Below are 18,691 nucleotides of genomic sequence, written 5' to 3'. Positions count from 1 at the left end.
GTTGTCATAAACAGCCGGAAATTTGCTGAAAAAAGCCACATTGAGCGCAAAAAAGCTGTTGTTTTCGTACAATTATCAACCTGACAAAATCAGAGGTTGATCATGTTATGAAAAAAAACAACACCTCTTTATCCTTTTTTGCCCCTGCTACTGTGATGGAGGGGTAATATCTACAGCAATCTTCTTTCACCCTTGAGTCTTTCTACATCATGAACATGCTGGAAAAAGTCCAGGCTCAACTGGAACATTTGAGCAAATCCGAACGTAAAGTCGCTGACGTGATCCTCGCCTCGCCTGACCGGGCTATTCACTCAAGTATCGCTGCACTGGCGCTGGAAGCGAATGTCAGCGAACCAACGGTGAATCGTTTTTGCCGCAGCATGGACACTCGTGGCTTTCCTGATTTTAAACTGCATTTAGCACAAAGTCTGGCGAATGGAACGCTCTATGTTAATCATAATGTGAATGAAGATGACAGCGTAGAGTCTTATACACGGAAAATTTTCGAATCGGCGATGGCAAGCCTGGACCATGTTCGCCAGTCGCTGGATAACACGGCAATCAACCGCGCCGTTGATCTTCTCACTCAGGCAAAGAAAATTGCCTTTTTTGGCCTCGGTTCATCTGCAGCTGTTGCGCACGATGCTATGAATAAATTTTTCCGCTTTAACGTTCCAGTCATCTACTCTGATGACATCGTATTGCAGCGGATGAGCTGCATGAACTGTAATGACGATGATGTCGTAGTGCTGATTTCCCACACTGGCAGAACCAAAAATGTGGTTGAACTGGCGCAACTGGCTCGCGAAAACGATGCCATGGTCATCGCGATTACTTCTCCCGGCACGCCTCTGGCCCTGGAAGCTACTCTGGCAATAACCCTGGATGTACCGGAAGATACTGACATTTATATGCCCATGGTCTCTCGACTTGCACAGCTGACCGTGATAGATGTGCTGGCAACCGGATTTACTTTGCGCCGTGGCGCGAAATTCAGAGATAACTTGAAGCGTGTCAAGGAAGCACTTAAGGAATCGCGTTTTGATAAGGGACTTCTTATCAAGGGTGATGATCGCTAAAAGCAATAATAATGTTCTAACCTTTTCGTCATCCGGCGTGTTCATTTACCCCACGTGAAGTTGGGGAACACCCGGATCAATATTCACGCAACACCTAGTTGTTCAGTCAACGGAGTATTACATGTCCAGAAGGCTTCGCAGAACCAAAATCGTTACCACGTTAGGCCCGGCAACTGACCGCGATAACAACCTTGAAAAAATTATCGCTGCAGGCGCCAACGTTGTACGTATGAACTTCTCTCACGGATCACCTGAAGATCACAAAATGCGTGCTGATAAGGTTCGTGAGATCGCAGCAAAACTGGGGCGTCATGTGGCTATTCTGGGTGACCTCCAGGGGCCAAAAATCCGTGTATCCACCTTTAAAGAAGGGAAAGTTTTCCTCAATATTGGCGACAAATTCCTGCTCGATGCCAACCTGGGGAAAGGTGAAGGCGATAAAGAGAAAGTTGGTATTGACTATAAAGGCCTGCCTGCTGACGTCGTACCAGGCGATATCCTGTTGCTTGACGATGGCCGTGTACAGTTAAAAGTACTGGAAGTGCAGGATATGAAAGTGTTCACCGAAGTCACGGTTGGTGGTCCACTTTCTAACAATAAAGGGATCAACAAACTTGGTGGTGGTCTCTCCGCGGAAGCGCTGACTGAAAAAGACAAAGCCGATATCCAGACTGCAGCCCTGATTGGCGTTGACTATCTGGCGGTTTCATTCCCACGTTGTGGTGAAGATCTGAACTATGCACGCCGTCTGGCTCGTGACGCTGGTTGCGATGCAAAAATTGTCGCCAAAGTTGAGCGTGCCGAAGCGGTATGCAGCCAGGATGCGATGGATGACATCATTCTGGCTTCTGACGTAGTCATGGTGGCTCGTGGTGACCTGGGCGTTGAAATTGGCGATCCTGAACTGGTCGGTATTCAGAAAGCGTTGATTCGTCGGGCGCGTCAACTTAACCGTGCGGTGATTACGGCTACGCAGATGATGGAGTCGATGATCACTAACCCGATGCCAACACGTGCAGAAGTCATGGACGTCGCAAACGCAGTACTGGATGGCACCGATGCCGTTATGCTTTCAGCAGAAACGGCCGCAGGTCAGTATCCGGCAGAAACCGTAGCGGCAATGGCACGCGTTTGCCTGGGCGCAGAAAAAATCCCGAGCATCAACGTTTCTAAACACCGTCTGGACGTCCAATTCGACAATGTGGAAGAAGCAATTGCCATGTCCGCAATGTACGCGGCTAACCACCTGAAAGGCGTTACTGCGATCATTACCATGACTGAGTCTGGACGTACTGCGTTAATGACGTCTCGTATCAGCTCCGGCTTGCCGATTTTCGCCATGTCGCGCCATGAACGCACGCTGAACCTGACTGCATTGTACCGTGGTGTAACACCGGTACACTTCGACAGCGCCACTGATGGTGTAGCTGCCGCAAGTGAAGCAGTCAATCTGCTTCGCGATAAAGGTTATCTGGTTTCTGGTGATCTGGTGATTGTCACCCAGGGCGACGTGATGAGTACCGTGGGTTCAACTAATACCACGCGTATTCTGACTGTCGAGTAAATGAAGTGCCGGATGCAGCGTAAACCTCATCCGGCCTATAAAAGTATGCAAATTCAAAACATTGCAGGAACACTCTGACCCAATAGGGCGTAGCGCATCAGGCAATTTTGCATTTGTCATCAGTCTCAGCCTCTCATACCGGGAGGCTTTTTTATTTGATGGGATAAAGATCTTTGCGCTTATAAGGCTGAATTTCCCCCGGCTTACGGGTTTTCAACAGCTTCAAAATCCAGGTGTACTGTTCCGGGTGTGGGCCAACAAAAATTTCCACTTCTTCATTCATCCGGCGGGCGATAGTGCGATCATCCGCTTCTGCCAAATCATCCATAGGAGGACGTACCTGAATCGTCAGGCGATGCGTTTTGCCATCATAAATGGGAAAAAGCGGCACCACACGCGCACGGCAAACTTTCATCAGGCGCCCTATAGCAGGAAGCGTCGCTTTATACGTCGCAAAGAAATCAACGAATTCACTATGCTCAGCACCATGATCCTGATCGGGAAGATAATATCCCCAGTAGCCCTGACGAACAGACTGAATAAACGGTTTAATACCATCATTACGGGCATGTAACCGACCACCAAAACGACGACGCACGCTGTTCCATACATAATCGAAGACCGGATTGCCCTGATTATGGAACATCGCAGCCATTTTCTGCCCTTGTGAGGCCATCAGCATCGCCGGAATATCCACCCCCCAGCCATGCGGAACAAGGAAAATGACCTTTTCATTGTTACGATGCATCTCGTCGATAATTTCACGACCTTGCCATTCTACACGCGGTAGAATTTTTTCCGGGCCGCGAATAGCCAGTTCCGCCATCATAGCCATCGCCTGCGGAGCTGTAGCAAACATCTCATCGACAATGGCTTCACGCTCAGCTTCGCTGCGCTCAGGAAAGCATAACGATAAATTAATCAGTGCCCGGCGGCGGGAACTTTTTCCCAGTCGCCCGGCAAATCGCCCAAGTCGGGCCAACAAAGGATCGCGAAATGCAGGGGGCGTTAAAGCAATTCCTGCCATCGCCGCAACGCCCAGCCATGCGCCCCAGTAGCGCGGATGGCGGAAAGATTTATCAAATTCAGGAATGTATTCGCTGTTGTTCTTTATCGTTTCCATTCTTGTCCAGTGCCTGTAGCGGCGCAATATCAAACTGGTGATAGTGTAGCGGTGCAACTTGCCCCATTCAAAATAAAAAAAGCCGGCACATATTGCGTACCGGCTTTGTCTGCAATTCTCTTAATCGAACTGAAGTTGCGGTAGCAGTTCTTTAACCTGCGCCAGATATTCAGTGCGATCAGATCCCGTCAGACCTTCTGTACGCGGCAGTTTCGCGGTTAATGGGTTAACCGCCTGCTGGTTGATCCACATTTCATAGTGCAAATGTGGCCCGGTTGAGCGCCCGGTGTTACCAGAAAGCGCAATACGATCACCCCGTTTCACTTTCTGGCCCGGTTTCACTAACAACTTACGCAGGTGCATATAACGAGTGGTGTACGTGCGACCATGACGGATAGCAATGTAGTAACCTGCTGCACCACTTCGCTTGGCAACAACCACTTCACCATCACCCACTGCCAGTACCGGAGTACCCTGCGGCATGGCGAAATCGACACCTTTATGTGGAGCAACACGCCCGGTCACCGGATTCACACGGCGCGGGTGGAAGTTGGAAGAAATACGGAATTGTTTAGTCGTCGGAAAACGCAGGAAGCCTTTTGCCAGCCCGGTACCATTGCGATCATAGAATTTCCCGTCGGCAGCACGGAAGGCATAATAGTCTTTACCTTCAGAGCGTAAACGCACACCCAACAACTGGCTCTGTTCACGTTTACCATCTAGCATTTCCCGCGACATCAGAACCGAGAATTCATCGCCTTTTTTCAGCTTACGGAAATCCATTTGCCACTGCATCGCTTTAATCACGGCGCTAACTTCGGCGCTGGTGAGACCGGCATTTTTCGCGCTGGTAACGAAACTACCACCAACAGTGCCTTTTATCACACTGTTGATCCAATCGCCCTGCTGCATTTCGCTGGTCATTTTAAAGCCGTTAGTTGCCGTGCGATCGTAGGTACGAGTTTCACGGCGGGAAACCTCCCACGTCAGGCGCTGTAAATCACCGTCGGCGGTCAAAGTCCAGGAAAGCTGCTGACCAATTTTCAGATTGCGCAGTTCTTTATCCGCAGCAGCCAACTGTGTGATATCGCTCATATCAATACCATATTGATTGAGGATACTGCTTAGCGTATCACCCGTTGAAACCACATATTCATGAACACCCGCTTCACCAGCGATTTTGTCGTCCAGTTCATCCTGTGGAATGGCTTCATCTTCCTGCGCAGCCTGATCAATTGGCTCGCTGGCCTCCGGAAGCAGAGAGCGAATTTCGTTTTGCTCCAGCTCAATTGTTTTGACAATTGGCGTGGCATCACGATGGTAAACGTAGGGCCGCCAGACAGCGACGGCCAATGTAAGAACGGTAAGCGACCCCAGCATAACGCGGTGAGGTCGCGGCAAATTGTTAAATGCCAGGGCGACAGAGCGGGCTATCTGTTGCACGTAATCACTTCCTCGTTATTCTCCTTTCAGGCAGCTCGCATATTGATTAGCGACCTGGGTCAAAAATGCTGAATAGCTCGTTTTGCCCAGTTTGATATTCGTACCGAGGGGATCCAACGTCCCCATTCGAACGGATGTCCCTCTCGCAACGCTTTCTACGACCGCTGGCCTGAACTGTGGCTCAGCAAAAACGCAAGTTGCTTTTTGCTCAACCAACTGTGTTCTAATCTCATGTAAACGCTGCGCACCAGGTTGTATCTCAGGATTAACGGTAAAATGACCGAGCGGTGTCAGTCCGAAATGTTTTTCGTAATAACCCCAGGCATCGTGGAAAACGAAATAACCTTTACCCTTGAGCGGTGCGAGCTCGTTACCCACCTGTTTGTCGGTTGTGGCTAATTGTGCCTCAAAATCCTTCAGGTTGGCGTCAAGTTTGGCTCGACTTTGCGGCATAAGTTCCACTAATTTTTTATGGATTGCAACCGCTGAGGCCCGCGCTATCTCTGGAGAAAGCCATAAGTGCATGTTGTAATCGCCATGATGGTGATGTTCGTCACTGTTTTCACCCCCGGCATGATCGTGCTCGTCTTCATCATTCCCTTTCAATAGCAATGGTTGTACGTCAGGAAGTTGCGCAATTGTAACTTGTTTCGAGGGCGGAATTTTGTTGACGGCTTTTTCCATGAATGCTTCCATTTCCGGACCAACCCAAATGACTAAGTCCGCGTTCTGTAAGCGTTTAACGTCTGATGGACGCAGTGAATAATCATGCTCAGATGCACCATCTGGTAATAATATTTCTGTATATGTAACCCCATCAGCAATAGCTGCTGCAATAAAGCCGATTGGCTTGAGAGATGCTACTACAGCGGCATTTGCCGCCTGTGTTGCACTCCCCCATAAGGCGGCGGATAATGCCGCGAAAAGAAGCGTATTTTTATGTAACATAATGCGACCAATCATCGTACTGAATAGAAGAAATGTGATATTATAACATTTCATGACTTCTGCAAGACTAAAATTAACATGACAACCCTGGTTTCACTGGATAAGGTTTCAGTCTCCTTTGGCCAACGCCGCGTGCTGTCTGACGTGTCGCTTGAGCTTAAACCTGGCAAAATATTAACCCTTCTTGGCCCAAATGGTGCCGGTAAGTCCACCCTGGTTCGTGTAGTACTTGGGCTGGTAGCCCCGGATGAAGGTGTTATCAAGCGCAGCGGAAAACTTCGCATCGGCTATGTGCCACAAAAACTGTATCTCGATACCACTTTACCTTTAACTGTCAGCCGTTTTTTGCGTTTGCGCCCTGCCACCCACAAAGAAGATATTCTTCCCGCGCTTAAGCGCGTTCAGGCGGGCCATCTCATTGATGCGCCAATGCAAAAACTCTCTGGTGGCGAAACGCAAAGAGTACTGCTCGCCCGTGCACTGCTAAATAAACCACAATTACTGGTGCTGGATGAACCCACGCAGGGCGTGGATGTAAACGGGCAGGTGGCACTTTATGACCTTATCGATCAACTGCGCCGCGAACTGAACTGCGCGGTGCTGATGGTTTCACATGATCTGCATCTTGTGATGGCCAAAACCGACGAGGTGCTTTGTTTAAATCACCATATCTGCTGCTCTGGTACACCTGAAAGCGTTTCTATGCATCCGGAGTTCATTTCAATGTTTGGCACTCGTGGAGCTCAACAGCTGGGGATTTATCGCCACCAACACAATCACCGCCACGATCTACAGGGGCGAATTATTCTGCGCCGGGGAAATGGCACTCATGATTGAATTATTGTTACCCGGCTGGCTTGCCGGAGTTATGTTGGCCTGTGCTGCAGGTCCGTTGGGATCATTTGTAGTCTGGCGTCGAATGTCCTATTTTGGCGATACGCTGGCTCACGCATCACTGTTAGGTGTCGCCTTCGGCCTGTTGCTGGATGTTAATCCATTTTATGCAGTCATTGCCGTTACGCTACTGCTGGCTGGCGGGCTGGTATGGCTGGAAAAGCGACCGCAACTGGCGATTGATACATTGCTGGGAATTATGGCTCATAGCGCCCTTTCTCTTGGGCTGGTGGTCGTGAGTTTAATGTCTAACATTCGCGTCGATCTTATGGCGTATTTGTTTGGGGATTTACTGGCAGTAACACCGGAAGATCTTATCTCCATCGCTATTGGCGTAATCATTGTATTAGGGATTCTCTGCTGGCAATGGCGTAACTTGCTGTCGATGACGATTAGCCCGGATCTGGCGTTTGTTGATGGTGTGAAATTACAGCGCGTGAAATTGTTGTTGATGCTGGTGACGGCATTGACGATTGGTGTAGCGATGAAATTTGTCGGCGCGTTGATTATTACTTCGCTGCTGATTATTCCTGCAGCTACTGCGCGTCGCTTTGCCCGCACGCCGGAACAGATGGCTGGTGTCGCTGTGTTGGTGGGGATGGTGGCGGTAACTGGCGGTTTAACCTTTTCTGCGTTTTACGATACGCCCGCGGGTCCGTCGGTGGTGCTATGTGCGGCACTGCTGTTTATTATCAGTATGATGAAAAAGCAGGCCAGCTAATTTAAACCTAAAATGTCGGATGCGATGTGAACGTCTTATCCGACTTAAGGTATCGTTATTTCTGACACGGCCTGATAAAACGCGTACAGCGTCGCATCAGGCACTTTGCACAATTGTCGGATTAGGCTTGAATGCCTTATCCGACTTACGGCATTTCTGGCGGCGTAATTCCGAAGTGGTTCCACGCCCGCACTGTCGCCATACGCCCGCGCGGTGTACGCTGCAAAAAGCCTTGCTGAATCAAATAAGGTTCCAGTACATCCTCAATGGTTTCACGTTCTTCGCCAATGGCTGCCGCCAGGTTATCCAGACCTACCGGCCCACCAAAGAACTTATCGATTACCGCCAGCAACAATTTGCGGTCCATATAATCAAAACCTTCAGCATCAACATTCAGCATATCCAGTGCCTGGGCGGCGATATCAGCCGAGATGGTGCCATCGTGCTTCACTTCGGCAAAATCGCGAACACGACGCAGCAGACGGTTGGCAATACGTGGCGTACCGCGCGCGCGACGAGCAACTTCCAGCGCGCCGTCATCACTCATCTCAAGCCCCATAAAGCGTGCACTGCGACTGACGATATATTGCAGATCTGGCACCTGATAAAACTCCAAACGTTGCACAATACCAAAACGGTCGCGCAACGGTGACGTCAGCGAACCTGCGCGCGTGGTTGCACCAATCAGGGTAAACGGCGGCAAATCAATTTTAATGGAGCGTGCCGCCGGACCTTCACCAATCATGATATCCAGTTGGTAGTCTTCCATTGCCGGATACAACACCTCTTCCACCACTGGCGAAAGACGGTGGATCTCATCAATAAACAGCACGTCATGCGGTTCAAGGTTAGTGAGCATCGCTGCCAGATCGCCCGCCTTTTCCAGCACTGGACCAGAAGTCGTGCGTAAATTCACGCCCATTTCATTGGCGACAATGTTGGCAAGCGTAGTTTTACCTAAACCCGGAGGACCAAAAATCAACAGATGATCGAGGGCATCGCCGCGCAGTTTCGCTGCTTTGATGAAAATCTCCATCTGTGAACGAACCTGCGGCTGACCAACATACTCTTCCAGTAATTTGGGGCGAATGGCGCGATCTGCTACATCTTCCGGCAAAGTGGTACCGGCAGAAATCAGACGGTCTGCTTCAATCATCCTTTACCTCATAACGCGGCGTGCAGGGCTTCGCGAATTAATGTTTCACTGCTGGCGTCAGGGCGAGCGATTTTGCTCACCATCCGGCTTGCTTCTTGTGGTTTATAGCCCAGCGCCACCAGCGCGGCAACCGCTTCCTGTTCAGCATCGTCGGTCGCCGGGCTGGCAGGTGACGTGAGTACCAGGTCGGCAGCTGGCGTAAAGAGATCGCCATGTAAACCTTTAAATCGGTCTTTCATTTCGACAATCAAGCGTTCGGCGGTTTTTTTGCCAATGCCCGGCAGTTTCACCAGTGCCCCCACTTCTTCACGCTCAACGGCATTAACGAACTGCTGCGCTGACATTCCGGAGAGGATTGCCAATGCCAGTTTAGGCCCAACGCCGTTGGTTTTGATCAACTCTTTGAACAACGTGCGCTCTTGTTTATTGTTAAAACCGTACAGCAGTTGCGCGTCTTCACGCACCACAAAGTGGGTGAAAACGATCGCTTCCTGACCCGCTTCAGGGAGTTCATAAAAACAGGTCATCGGCATATGCACTTCATAGCCTACGCCGCCCACTTCAATTAATACCAGCGGGGGTTGTTTTTCAATGATGATGCCTCTGAGTCTGCCTATCACATGACGCTCCTGCGTAATGAATCAAAGATAATGCTGTATGATAAAAAAATGCTGGATAGATATCCAGCGAAGGATGAAGAAAACTTGCGAGGCGTCCCGATGATCTGAAAAATGACGCAGTATAATTTATTCTACAGGTTATATTGGAAGCAAATATTTAAATATTACATATTCAGTGAAGAAATGCGTAATAAAAATATACATTGCGCCTCCTGAAAAAATAAATTTTTTATGCTATTACGTATATTCATATCTATTTCAATGGAATGACAACGTGAATATTAATTGCCCTGCTGAATATGAAATTGGTGATATCGTCTTTACATGTATAGGTGCTGCCTTATTTGGTCAAATATCAGCTGCATCAAATTGCTGGAGTAATCACGTCGGGATCATTATCGGTCATAACGGTGAAGACTTCCTGGTTGCAGAAAGCCGGGTTCCCCTTTCAACCATCACCACGCTATCTCGTTTTATTAAACGTTCTTCTAATCAACGCTATGCTATAAAGCGATTAGACGCTGGGCTGACAGAACAACAAAAAAAACGAATTGTTGAACAGGTTCCCTCCCGGCTACGCAAACTTTACCACACCGGTTTTAAATACGAATCTTCCCGCCAGTTCTGTTCAAAATTCGTTTTTGATATTTATAAAGAGGCGCTATGTATTCCGGTGGGTGAAATAGAGACGTTTGGAGAACTGTTAAATAGCAATCCGAATGCAAAACTCACTTTCTGGAAATTCTGGTTCTTAGGTTCTATTCCGTGGGAGCGTAAAACCGTCACGCCAGCCAGTTTGTGGCATCATCCGGGTTTGGTGTTGATTCATGCGGAGGGAGTAGAAACGCCTCAGCCTGAATTGACCGAGGCGGTATAACTTAACGCAGTCGCCCTCTCGCCAGGTTCAGCCGCGATTCGCTCATCTGCATCGCATTCTGACTAACGTGGCAGTGGGTGATGGCAATTGCCAGCGCATCAGCGGCATCCGCCTGAGGATTAGCGGGGAGTTTCAGCAAGGTGCGAACCATATGCTGCACCTGGCTTTTTTCGGCACTACCAATACCTACCACCGTTTGCTTTACCTGACGTGCCGCGTATTCAAATACCGGTAATTCCTGATTCACCGCCGCCACAATCGCCACGCCACGCGCCTGCCCCAGCTTCAAGGCCGAGTCGGCATTTTTAGCCATAAAGACTTGTTCAATGGCGAAATAATCAGGCTGGAACTGGGTGATGATTTCCGTCACGCCCGCATAGATGAGCTTAAGACGAGACGGTAAATCATCCACTTTGGTGCGTATACATCCGCTACCCAGGTAGGACAGCTGCCTGCCCACCTGGCGGATGACGCCATAGCCGGTCACGCGCGAACCCGGGTCAATGCCGAGAATAATAGCCATCACGCGTCTCCGTTTGCTGTTTAGCAGGCCTCATCAGAGAGTCGCTGCAACCTCATCAGAGATTTCACCGTTATGGTAAACTTCCTGCACGTCGTCGCAATCTTCCAGCATATCGATCAGACGCATCAGTTTCGGTGCGGTTTCTGCATCCATATCAGCTTTGGTGGACGGGATCATGGAAACTTCCGCGCTGTCTGCTTTCAGACCTGCCGCTTCCAGAGCGTCGCGTACTTTGCCCATTTCCTCCCATGCAGTGTAGACGTCAATCGCGCCATCATCATAGGTCACAACGTCTTCAGCACCTGCTTCCAGTGCTGCTTCCATGATGGTGTCTTCATCGCCTTTCTCGAAGGAGATCACGCCTTTTTTGCTGAACAGATAGGCTACGGAACCATCAGTACCGAGGTTACCGCCACATTTGCTGAATGCGTGACGCACTTCAGCAACCGTACGGTTGCGGTTATCAGACAGACATTCAATCATGATTGCCGTGCCGCCAGGACCGTAACCTTCGTAGATGATGGTTTCCATGTTTGCATCATCATCACCACCCACACCACGGGCAATTGCGCGGTTCAGGGTGTCACGGGTCATGTTGTTAGACAGTGCTTTATCAATGGCTGCTCGCAGACGCGGGTTAGCATCCGGATCGCCACCGCCCAACTTAGCCGCGGTTACCAGCTCACGAATGATTTTAGTGAAGATTTTACCGCGCTTAGCATCCTGCGCAGCTTTACGATGTCTGGTGTTGGCCCATTTACTATGACCTGCCATAAAAATATCTCCAGGTAGCCCTGCCTGTTCAGGCAGCGTTAATTACAAACTGTTCAATCGCCTGCCGGTTGCTCCAGGACTTAGTGAGCGCCGCCGCAGCATGCGCATCAAGCCACTTGTAGGCCAGATGTTCAGTGAAAACGATCTGACGCTCGTGCGGAAGTGCAAGACAGAACCAAGATTCCGTATTACGCGTTACGCCCGGCGCATAGCGATGACGTAAATGTGAAAAAATTTCAAACTCCACCGTGCGCTGACAGTCAATTAAGGTCAGTTGTTCAGCGACAACATCAATGGTGACCTCTTCCTTTACTTCGCGCATGGCGGCTTGCGGCGCGGTTTCCCCCTCTTCCACGCTGCCGGTTACCGACTGCCAGAAATCGGGATCATCACGCCGCTGTAACATCAGCACCCGTTTCGTATCTTGCGCATAAATAACCACCAGAATAGAAACGGGACGCTTATAAGTCATATCAATTATTCTCTGCCTTCTTCACAACCTGAATGCTCAGCTCGGACAGGGCAGTCGGGTTAGCAAAGCTTGGCGCTTCGGTCATCAGACACGCTGCCGCCGTGGTTTTCGGGAAGGCGATAACGTCACGGATGTTGTCGGTACCGGTCAGCAGCATGGTCAGACGGTCAAGACCGAATGCCAGACCTGCGTGCGGCGGAGTACCGTATTTCAGGGCGTCGAGCAGGAAGCCGAATTTCTCGCGCTGTTCCTCTTCGTTGATCCCCAGAATACCAAACACCGTCTGCTGCATATCACCATTATGGATACGCACAGAACCACCGCCCACTTCGTAACCATTGATGACCATATCGTAAGCGTTCGCCACCGCATTTTCCGGTGCAGCTTTCAACTCTGCCGCCGTCATGTCTTTCGGTGAGGTGAACGGATGGTGCATTGCCGTCAGGCCGCCTTCACCGTCGTCTTCAAACATCGGGAAGTCGATAACCCACAGCGGTGCCCATTTGCTTTCGTCGGTCAGACCAAGGTCTTTACCCACTTTCAGACGCAATGCGCCCATCGCGTCGGCAACAATTTTCTTGTTATCGGCACCGAAGAAAATCATATCGCCATCTTGCGCGGCAGTACGATCCAGGATGGCTTCGATGATTTCAGCGTTGAGGAACTTCGCTACCGGACTGTTGATACCTTCCAGACCTTTCGCACGTTCGTTAACTTTGATGTACGCCAGACCTTTCGCGCCGTAGATTTTAACGAAGTTACCGTATTCGTCGATCTGCTTACGGGTCAGCGATGCGCCACCCGGAACACGCAGAGCAGCAACGCGGCCTTTCGGATCGTTCGCCGGACCTGCGAATACCGCGAACTCAACGGATTTCAGCAGATCAGCAACGTCAGTCAGTTCCATCGGGTTACGCAGATCCGGTTTATCAGAACCATAACGGCGTTCTGCTTCCGCAAAGGTCATTACAGGGAAATCACCGAGATCCACGCCCTTCACTTCCAGCCACAAATGGCGTACCAGCGCTTCCATCACTTCACGCACTTGCGGCGCGGTCATGAAAGAGGTTTCCACATCGATCTGGGTGAATTCAGGCTGACGATCAGCACGCAGGTCTTCGTCACGGAAGCATTTTACAATCTGATAGTAGCGGTCAAAACCAGACATCATCAGCAGCTGTTTGAACAGCTGTGGAGACTGCGGCAGTGCGTAGAATTTCCCTTTGTGCACACGAGAAGGCACCAGGTAGTCACGCGCGCCTTCCGGCGTGGCTTTGGTCAGCATCGGAGTTTCGATGTCGAGGAAGCCGTGGTCATCCATGAAACGGCGCACCAGGCTGGTGATTTTAGCGCGGGTTTTCAGGCGCTGAGCCATTTCCGGACGACGCAGGTCGAGGTAGCGGTATTTCAGTCGCGCTTCTTCGGTGTTGACGTGGTTAGAGTCAAGCGGCAGAACGTCTGCGCGGTTGATGATGGTCAGCGAGGAGGCCAGCACTTCGATTTCGCCGGTCGCCATATCGCGGTTGATATTTTTTTCGTCACGCGCACGTACGGTGCCCGTGACCTGAATGCAGAACTCATTACGCAGTTCAGAGGCCAGCTTTAACGCGTCCGCACGATCCGGATCGAAAAATACCTGCACGATACCTTCGCGGTCGCGCATATCGATGAAGATCAGGCTACCAAGATCACGACGACGGTTGACCCAACCACACAGAGTCACCTGCTGCCCCACGTGGGACAAACGGAGCTGTCCACAATATTCTGTACGCATGAGATATCCCTTAACTTAGCTGCCGGCGGATGCCCCCTGCTGCGCAGGTGACCAAGTCGCAGCGTTAGCTGTATGTCACAACTGAATGAAAAAAGGCGGCTATTATACTGGAAATTCTGCCGCACCGTAAGAGCCTGGCCCGCGCTGGAACGCCTCGTTACCACTTTATATCGGGCCTGAAATCAGACTCTACGCCAGTTTGCTATAAAGGTGTTGCCCGAACTCATAAAAATTAACAAAATTTGTCGTTCCGCCATCGGCTAATCGCATTAAGGTGAAAGGCACGATTTTGTTTTATCAGGAGACAATATGCTTGAACTGAATGCTAAAACCACTGCGCTGGTGGTAATTGACTTACAAGAAGGCATCTTACCTTTTGCCGGTGGTCCTCATACTGCCGATGAGGTGGTTAATCGGACAGGGAAGCTGGCGGCGAAATTTCGCGCGAACGGTCAGCCCGTGTTTCTGGTGCGCGTTGGCTGGTCTGCCGATTACGCGGAAGTATTAAAACAGCCGGTTGATGCCCCCTCCCCCGCTAAAGTGTTACCCGAAAATTGGTGGCAACATCCTGCTGCATTAGGTGCAACCGACAGCGACATCGAAATCATCAAACGTCAATGGGGTGCGTTTTACGGTACGGATCTGGAGTTGCAGTTACGCCGCCGGGGTATCGATACAATAGTGTTATGTGGGATCTCGACCAATATCGGTGTTGAATCCACCGCCCGCAATGCCTGGGAACTCGGTTTTAATCTGGTGATTGCCGAAGACGCCTGTAGCGCCGCCAGTGCCGAGCAGCACAATAACAGCATTAACCATATCTACCCACGCATCGCCCGTGTGCGTAGGGTGGAAGAGATCCTCAACGCATTATGATTTACATCGGTCTGCCGCAGTGGTCGCATCCTAAATGGGTTCGGTTGGGGATCACCAGCCTGGAAGAGTATGCCCGCCACTTTAACTGCGTGGAGGGCAACACCACGCTATACGCTATGCCGAAACCCGAGGTTGTCCTGCGCTGGCGTGAGCAGACCACAGATGACTTCCGCTTCTGCTTTAAGTTTCCAGCGACCATTTCGCATCAGGCAGCATTACGGCATTGCGATGATTTAGTGGCAGAATTTTTAACCCGTATGTCACCGCTGGCTCCGCGCATTGGGCAATACTGGCTGCAACTGCCTGCCAAATTCGGCCCACGGGAACTGCCTGCGCTTTGGCATTTTCTCGACTCTCTTCCCGGCGAGTTTAATTATGGTGTGGAAGTCCGCCATCCACAGTTTTTCGCCAAAGGGGAAGAGGAACAAACGCTTAATCGCGGTTTACATCAGCGCGGCGTTAATCGGGTGATTTTAGACAGCCGCCCGGTTCATGCAGCACGTCCACACAGTGAAGCCATTCGCGACGCTCAACGAAAAAAACCTAAAGTTCCGGTACATGCTGTACTGACGGCGACAAATCCGCTGATTCGTTTTATCGGTAGTGATGATATGACGCAAAACCGGGAATTATTTCAGATCTGGTTACAAAAATTAGCGCAGTGGCATCAGACCACTACGCCTTATCTTTTTTTACATACGCCAGATATTGCCCAGGCACCGGAACTGGTACATACCCTGTGGGAAGACTTACGTAAAACGCTTCCAGAGATCGGAGCAGTTCCGGCTATTCCACAGCAATCTTCTCTTTTCTGAATTTGCCACCTATCATAGACAGGTGCCATCGGCCATTTTAAAGGGAGTTTGTATGGTAAGCGCGCTGTATGCCGTTTTAAGTGCGTTGTTATTAATGAAGTTCTCTTTTGATGTCGTTCGCCTGCGAATGCAGTACCGCGTTGCCCTGGGTGACGGTGGTTTTAGCGAGCTGCAAAGCGCTATTCGTATTCATGGCAATGCGGTGGAATATATTCCCATCGCTATTATCCTTTTATTGTTAATGGAGATGAATGGCGCAGAAACCTGGATGGTGCATATTTGTGGCATCATTTTGCTAATGGGCCGTCTAATGCACTATTACGGTCTGCATCATCATCTGTTTCGCTGGCGGCGCTCCGGCATGAGCGCCACCTGGTGTGCGCTGTTGCTGATGGTGCTGGCGAATCTTTGGTATATGCCCTGGGAGTTGGTTTTCTCCCTGCGTTAGCGCACAATACGCCACTTTCTTTTTCCCGGATTTTTACGTTATGTCTCACCGCGACACGCTATTTTCTGCCCCTATCGCCAGACTGGGCGACTGGACCTTTGATGAACGGGTAGCCGAAGTCTTCCCGGATATGATCCAGCGTTCCGTTCCCGGTTACTCCAATATTATTTCCATGATTGGTATGTTAGCCGAACGCTTCGTTCAACCTGGTACGCAGGTTTACGATCTGGGTTGTTCTCTGGGCGCGGCGACGCTCTCAGTGCGTCGCAACATTCATCATGATAATTGCAAAATTATCGCCATCGACAACTCCCCGGCGATGATTGAACGCTGCCGTCGTCATATTGACGCCTATAAAGCCCCTACGCCAGTAGACGTTATTGAAGGTGATATTCGTGATATCGCCATTGAAAATGCATCAATGGTGGTGCTGAATTTTACCCTGCAATTCCTGGAACCTTCCGAGCGTCAGGCGTTACTGGATAAAATTTATCAAGGGCTGAACCCGGGCGGTGCGCTGGTGCTTTCGGAAAAATTCAGTTTCGAAGATGCCAAAGTTGGTGAATTGCTGTTCAACATGCACCACGACTTTAAACGTGCCAACGGTTACAGCGAACTGGAGATCAGCCAGAAGCGCAGCATGCTGGAAAATGTGATGCTAACCGATTCTGTGGAAACCCATAAAGCTCGCCTGCATCAAGCCGGTTTTGAACATAGCGAGCTGTGGTTCCAGTGCTTTAACTTTGGTTCACTGGTGGCATTAAAAGCAGAGGACGCTGCATGATCGACTTTGGTAACTTTTATTCTCTGATTGCCAAAAATCATCTTTCACACTGGCTGGAAACGCTGCCCGCGCAGATTGCCAGCTGGCAGCGCGAACAGCAGCACGGTCTGTTTAAACAGTGGTCCAATGCGGTGGAATTTCTGCCTGAAATTAAACCGTATCGTCTTGATTTACTACATAGCGTGACGGCAGAAAGCGAAGAGCCACTGAGCGCCGGGCAGATTAAGCGCATTGAAACACTGATGCGCAACCTCATGCCGTGGCGCAAAGGGCCGTTTTCACTGTATGGCGTGAACATCGATACCGAATGGCGTTCTGACTGGAAATGGGATCGTGTTCTGCCCCATCTTTCTGATTTAACCGGGCGCACCATTCTTGATGTCGGCTGCGGCAGCGGTTATCACATGTGGCGCATGATTGGCGCAGGCGCACATCTGGCGGTGGGTATCGACCCTACGCAACTGTTTCTGTGCCAGTTTGAAGCGGTGCGTAAACTGCTGGGTAACGATCAGCGCGCGCATCTGTTGCCCTTAGGTATTGAACAACTTCCGGCGCTGAAAGCCTTTGATACCGTCTTTTCGATGGGCGTGCTTTACCATCGCCGTTCGCCGCTGGAGCATCTCTGGCAGTTGAAAGATCAACTGGTAAATGAAGGTGAACTGGTGCTGGAAACGCTGATTATTGATGGCGATGAAAACACGGTGCTGGTACCAGGCGATCGTTACGCGCAAATGCGTAATGTCTATTTCATCCCGTCAGCCCTGGCGTTGAAAAACTGGCTGAAGAAGTGTGGTTTTGTTGATATCCGCATTGCGGATGTGAGCGTTACCACGACCGAAGAGCAGCGACGCACCGAATGGATGGTCACCGAGTCTCTGTCCGATTTCCTCGACCCACATGATCCGGGTAAAACGGTGGAAGGCTATCCTGCGCCTAAACGCGCGGTACTGATTGCGCGCAAGCCATGATAAAAAAAGGCCCCTGTTGAAATTGCAGGGGCCTGGTACGAGCAAGCATCATATTGGGCGACATGATGCAACGGTAAAAATCATTTGGCCTGATGGCGCACGATGATTCCTTTCATTTCAGCAACCGCCGCCCCGTCTACGACATACCGCGAATACTCATCCGCGTGTGCATCTGATGACATGGACAATCCTTGATTGCGATAACGCATTGGTGAGGTTTGCCACATTCCAGCGGAACTATGAACTTCCAGCACCCCGGCATTGAGAAGTTGCTGCAGATTAGCTGCACGAACTCCTGCTCCGGCCATAATGCTTATGGCATCAGTTTGGGCAATAAGTTCCATAATTATTGATAAACCTTGCACTGCATCAGATTTTTGCCCTGATGTTAGTACCCGTGCTACACCAAGATCACGTAAATTGTTTAATGTTTTTAATGGATTAGCACACATATCGAAGGCCCGGTGAAATGTCACGGCTAATGGGCCTGCTGCTGCCATGATTTGCGCCATTCGCGGCATATCGACGTTACCGTCTTCATCCAGAACTCCAGTAACCAGGCCAGGGAAACCCAACTCCCGGACCGTTCGTACATCTTCAAGTATGGCGGCAAATTCGCCGTCGCTGTAACAAAAGTCGCCTCCGCGCGGGCGAATGATTGGGTGAACGGGGATCGTAACATGCTGGCGAACAGATTTAAGTACCCCTAAGGATGGAGTCAGCCCGCCCTCTTTCGGTGCAGCACATAGCTCAATGCGATCCGCACCGTTACGTTGCGCACTCAAAGCACACTCAAGGCTGTAACAGCAAATTTCCAGTAAAGCCATACACA

At 50.3% G+C, this 18,691-nt stretch carries 21 protein-coding genes; 10 read left to right on the top strand and 11 right to left on the bottom strand.

Annotated elements, in window-relative coordinates; all coding sequences use genetic code 11:
- Positions 1 to 209 precede the first annotated feature (209 nt).
- Both EFER_RS06170 and pyk read left to right on the top strand, forming a co-directional pair.
- Positions 210 to 1,079, top strand: coding sequence for a MurR/RpiR family transcriptional regulator (locus EFER_RS06170; RefSeq protein WP_001056713.1), 870 nt, complete (start codon positions 210 to 212; stop codon positions 1,077 to 1,079).
- Between the two features lie 121 nt (positions 1,080 to 1,200).
- Positions 1,201 to 2,643: a pyruvate kinase gene (pyk, locus tag EFER_RS06165; protein WP_000091137.1), complete on the top strand. Its 1,443-nt coding sequence runs from the start codon at positions 1,201 to 1,203 to the stop codon at positions 2,641 to 2,643.
- A 151-nt stretch (positions 2,644 to 2,794) separates the two neighbouring features.
- Here pyk and lpxM read toward each other — a convergent pair whose 3' ends face one another.
- The 3 genes from lpxM to znuA all read right to left on the bottom strand — a co-directional run bounded on the left by lpxM (position 2,795) and on the right by znuA (position 6,157).
- Positions 2,795 to 3,766 carry a lauroyl-Kdo(2)-lipid IV(A) myristoyltransferase gene (gene lpxM / locus EFER_RS06160; protein ID WP_000447771.1) on the bottom strand — a complete coding sequence of 324 codons (972 nt, stop codon included), beginning with the start codon at positions 3,764 to 3,766 and terminating at the stop codon, positions 2,795 to 2,797.
- A gap of 120 nt (positions 3,767 to 3,886) precedes the next feature.
- A complete protein-coding gene (gene mepM / locus EFER_RS06155) occupies positions 3,887 to 5,209 on the bottom strand; it encodes a murein DD-endopeptidase MepM (RefSeq protein ID WP_001184051.1) in 1,323 nt (440 codons plus the stop codon).
- Between the two features lie 15 nt (positions 5,210 to 5,224).
- Positions 5,225 to 6,157, bottom strand: a complete 933-nt coding sequence (gene znuA, locus EFER_RS06150) for a zinc ABC transporter substrate-binding protein ZnuA (RefSeq protein ID WP_048814556.1) — start codon at positions 6,155 to 6,157, stop codon at positions 5,225 to 5,227.
- Between the two features lie 78 nt (positions 6,158 to 6,235).
- Between znuA and znuC the strand changes: the two genes are divergently transcribed.
- Both znuC and znuB read left to right on the top strand, forming a co-directional pair.
- Positions 6,236 to 6,994: a zinc ABC transporter ATP-binding protein ZnuC gene (gene znuC, locus EFER_RS06145; protein ID WP_000210274.1), complete on the top strand. Its 759-nt coding sequence runs from the start codon at positions 6,236 to 6,238 to the stop codon at positions 6,992 to 6,994.
- Positions 6,987 to 7,772, top strand: a complete 786-nt coding sequence (znuB, locus tag EFER_RS06140; RefSeq protein WP_000571523.1) for a zinc ABC transporter permease subunit ZnuB — start codon at positions 6,987 to 6,989, stop codon at positions 7,770 to 7,772. Before znuC ends, znuB begins: the two co-directional genes overlap by 8 nt.
- Positions 7,773 to 7,917: 145 nt before the next feature.
- Here the strand turns inward: znuB and ruvB are convergent, their stop codons facing one another.
- From ruvB to yobI, 3 genes are all read right to left on the bottom strand, one after another.
- Positions 7,918 to 8,928, bottom strand: coding sequence for a Holliday junction branch migration DNA helicase RuvB (ruvB, locus tag EFER_RS06135; RefSeq protein WP_000568522.1), 1,011 nt, complete (start codon positions 8,926 to 8,928; stop codon positions 7,918 to 7,920).
- 8 nt (positions 8,929 to 8,936) lie between these two features.
- Positions 8,937 to 9,548: a Holliday junction branch migration protein RuvA gene (gene ruvA / locus EFER_RS06130; protein ID WP_000580322.1), complete on the bottom strand. Its 612-nt coding sequence runs from the start codon at positions 9,546 to 9,548 to the stop codon at positions 8,937 to 8,939.
- Positions 9,549 to 9,686: 138 nt separating this feature from the next.
- Positions 9,687 to 9,752 carry a stress response small protein YobI gene (yobI, locus tag EFER_RS23695; protein ID WP_001386853.1) on the bottom strand — a complete coding sequence of 22 codons (66 nt, stop codon included), beginning with the start codon at positions 9,750 to 9,752 and terminating at the stop codon, positions 9,687 to 9,689.
- A gap of 70 nt (positions 9,753 to 9,822) precedes the next feature.
- Here yobI and EFER_RS06125 point away from each other — a divergent pair, with 70 nt between their 5' ends.
- Positions 9,823 to 10,425 (top strand): YebB family permuted papain-like enzyme, encoded by a 603-nt coding sequence (locus EFER_RS06125; protein WP_001024426.1) that lies wholly within the window; start codon positions 9,823 to 9,825, stop codon positions 10,423 to 10,425.
- Between the two features lies 1 nt (position 10,426).
- Here EFER_RS06125 and ruvC read toward each other — a convergent pair whose 3' ends face one another.
- Genes ruvC through aspS form a run of 4 tightly spaced genes read right to left on the bottom strand, consistent with a single transcriptional unit; the run spans position 10,427 to position 13,968 of the window.
- A complete protein-coding gene (gene ruvC, locus EFER_RS06120) occupies positions 10,427 to 10,948 on the bottom strand; it encodes a crossover junction endodeoxyribonuclease RuvC (RefSeq protein ID WP_001295503.1) in 522 nt (173 codons plus the stop codon).
- A gap of 33 nt (positions 10,949 to 10,981) precedes the next feature.
- Positions 10,982 to 11,722: a YebC/PmpR family DNA-binding transcriptional regulator gene (locus tag EFER_RS06115; protein WP_000907234.1), complete on the bottom strand. Its 741-nt coding sequence runs from the start codon at positions 11,720 to 11,722 to the stop codon at positions 10,982 to 10,984.
- Positions 11,723 to 11,750: 28 nt separating this feature from the next.
- Positions 11,751 to 12,203, bottom strand: a complete 453-nt coding sequence (nudB, locus tag EFER_RS06110; protein ID WP_077626310.1) for a dihydroneopterin triphosphate diphosphatase — start codon at positions 12,201 to 12,203, stop codon at positions 11,751 to 11,753.
- Complete coding sequence (aspS, locus tag EFER_RS06105) at positions 12,196 to 13,968, bottom strand: aspartate--tRNA ligase (RefSeq protein ID WP_001258663.1); 1,773 nt, start codon at positions 13,966 to 13,968, stop codon at positions 12,196 to 12,198. The genes nudB and aspS overlap by 8 nt, the downstream gene beginning before the upstream one ends.
- 309 nt (positions 13,969 to 14,277) lie before the next feature.
- Here aspS and EFER_RS06100 point away from each other — a divergent pair, with 309 nt between their 5' ends.
- The 5 genes from EFER_RS06100 to cmoB are packed head-to-tail and all read left to right on the top strand — an operon-like array spanning position 14,278 to position 17,859.
- Positions 14,278 to 14,844 (top strand): hydrolase, encoded by a 567-nt coding sequence (locus tag EFER_RS06100; protein WP_000891639.1) that lies wholly within the window; start codon positions 14,278 to 14,280, stop codon positions 14,842 to 14,844.
- Complete coding sequence (locus EFER_RS06095; RefSeq protein WP_000639290.1) at positions 14,841 to 15,659, top strand: DUF72 domain-containing protein; 819 nt, start codon at positions 14,841 to 14,843, stop codon at positions 15,657 to 15,659. Before EFER_RS06100 ends, EFER_RS06095 begins: the two co-directional genes overlap by 4 nt.
- A 52-nt stretch (positions 15,660 to 15,711) precedes the next feature.
- Entirely contained in the window at positions 15,712 to 16,107 is a 396-nt protein-coding gene (locus EFER_RS06090; RefSeq protein ID WP_002431590.1) for an MAPEG family protein, read from the top strand.
- A gap of 40 nt (positions 16,108 to 16,147) precedes the next feature.
- On the top strand, positions 16,148 to 16,891 hold the full coding sequence (gene cmoA / locus EFER_RS06085) for a carboxy-S-adenosyl-L-methionine synthase CmoA (protein WP_000019591.1): 744 nt from the start codon (positions 16,148 to 16,150) through the stop codon (positions 16,889 to 16,891).
- A complete protein-coding gene (cmoB, locus tag EFER_RS06080; protein ID WP_000564756.1) occupies positions 16,888 to 17,859 on the top strand; it encodes a tRNA 5-methoxyuridine(34)/uridine 5-oxyacetic acid(34) synthase CmoB in 972 nt (323 codons plus the stop codon). The genes cmoA and cmoB overlap by 4 nt, the downstream gene beginning before the upstream one ends.
- An 80-nt stretch (positions 17,860 to 17,939) precedes the next feature.
- Here the strand turns inward: cmoB and cutC are convergent, their stop codons facing one another.
- Positions 17,940 to 18,686 carry a copper homeostasis protein CutC gene (gene cutC / locus EFER_RS06075; protein WP_001185706.1) on the bottom strand — a complete coding sequence of 249 codons (747 nt, stop codon included), beginning with the start codon at positions 18,684 to 18,686 and terminating at the stop codon, positions 17,940 to 17,942.
- Positions 18,687 to 18,691: the final 5 nt, after the last annotated feature.

Source organism: Escherichia fergusonii ATCC 35469, from assembly GCF_000026225.1.
GTDB classification, from domain to species: domain Bacteria; phylum Pseudomonadota; class Gammaproteobacteria; order Enterobacterales; family Enterobacteriaceae; genus Escherichia; species Escherichia fergusonii.
The sequence above is the reverse complement of the archived record's forward strand: the minus strand, read 5'-3'. Positions and strand labels throughout refer to the sequence as shown.

Excerpts from the sequence above, each read along its gene's own strand:
- znuA (WP_048814556.1), bottom strand. The coding sequence starts at position 6,157 with ATGTTACATAAAAATACGCTTCTTTTCGCGGCATTATCCGCCGCCTTA.
- EFER_RS06115 (WP_000907234.1), bottom strand. The coding sequence starts at position 11,722 with ATGGCAGGTCATAGTAAATGGGCCAACACCAGACATCGTAAAGCTGCG.
- EFER_RS06095 (WP_000639290.1), top strand. The coding sequence starts at position 14,841 with ATGATTTACATCGGTCTGCCGCAGTGGTCGCATCCTAAATGGGTTCGG.
- EFER_RS06090 (WP_002431590.1), top strand. The coding sequence starts at position 15,712 with ATGGTAAGCGCGCTGTATGCCGTTTTAAGTGCGTTGTTATTAATGAAG.
- cmoB (WP_000564756.1), top strand. The coding sequence starts at position 16,888 with ATGATCGACTTTGGTAACTTTTATTCTCTGATTGCCAAAAATCATCTT.
- pyk (WP_000091137.1), top strand. The coding sequence starts at position 1,201 with ATGTCCAGAAGGCTTCGCAGAACCAAAATCGTTACCACGTTAGGCCCG.
- EFER_RS06170 (WP_001056713.1), top strand. The coding sequence starts at position 210 with ATGAACATGCTGGAAAAAGTCCAGGCTCAACTGGAACATTTGAGCAAA.
- aspS (WP_001258663.1), bottom strand. The coding sequence starts at position 13,968 with ATGCGTACAGAATATTGTGGACAGCTCCGTTTGTCCCACGTGGGGCAG.
- cmoA (WP_000019591.1), top strand. The coding sequence starts at position 16,148 with ATGTCTCACCGCGACACGCTATTTTCTGCCCCTATCGCCAGACTGGGC.
- znuB (WP_000571523.1), top strand. The coding sequence starts at position 6,987 with ATGATTGAATTATTGTTACCCGGCTGGCTTGCCGGAGTTATGTTGGCC.
- EFER_RS06100 (WP_000891639.1), top strand. The coding sequence starts at position 14,278 with ATGCTTGAACTGAATGCTAAAACCACTGCGCTGGTGGTAATTGACTTA.
- lpxM (WP_000447771.1), bottom strand. The coding sequence starts at position 3,766 with ATGGAAACGATAAAGAACAACAGCGAATACATTCCTGAATTTGATAAA.
- ruvB (WP_000568522.1), bottom strand. The coding sequence starts at position 8,928 with ATGATTGAAGCAGACCGTCTGATTTCTGCCGGTACCACTTTGCCGGAA.
- cutC (WP_001185706.1), bottom strand. The coding sequence starts at position 18,686 with ATGGCTTTACTGGAAATTTGCTGTTACAGCCTTGAGTGTGCTTTGAGT.
- znuC (WP_000210274.1), top strand. The coding sequence starts at position 6,236 with ATGACAACCCTGGTTTCACTGGATAAGGTTTCAGTCTCCTTTGGCCAA.
- ruvC (WP_001295503.1), bottom strand. The coding sequence starts at position 10,948 with ATGGCTATTATTCTCGGCATTGACCCGGGTTCGCGCGTGACCGGCTAT.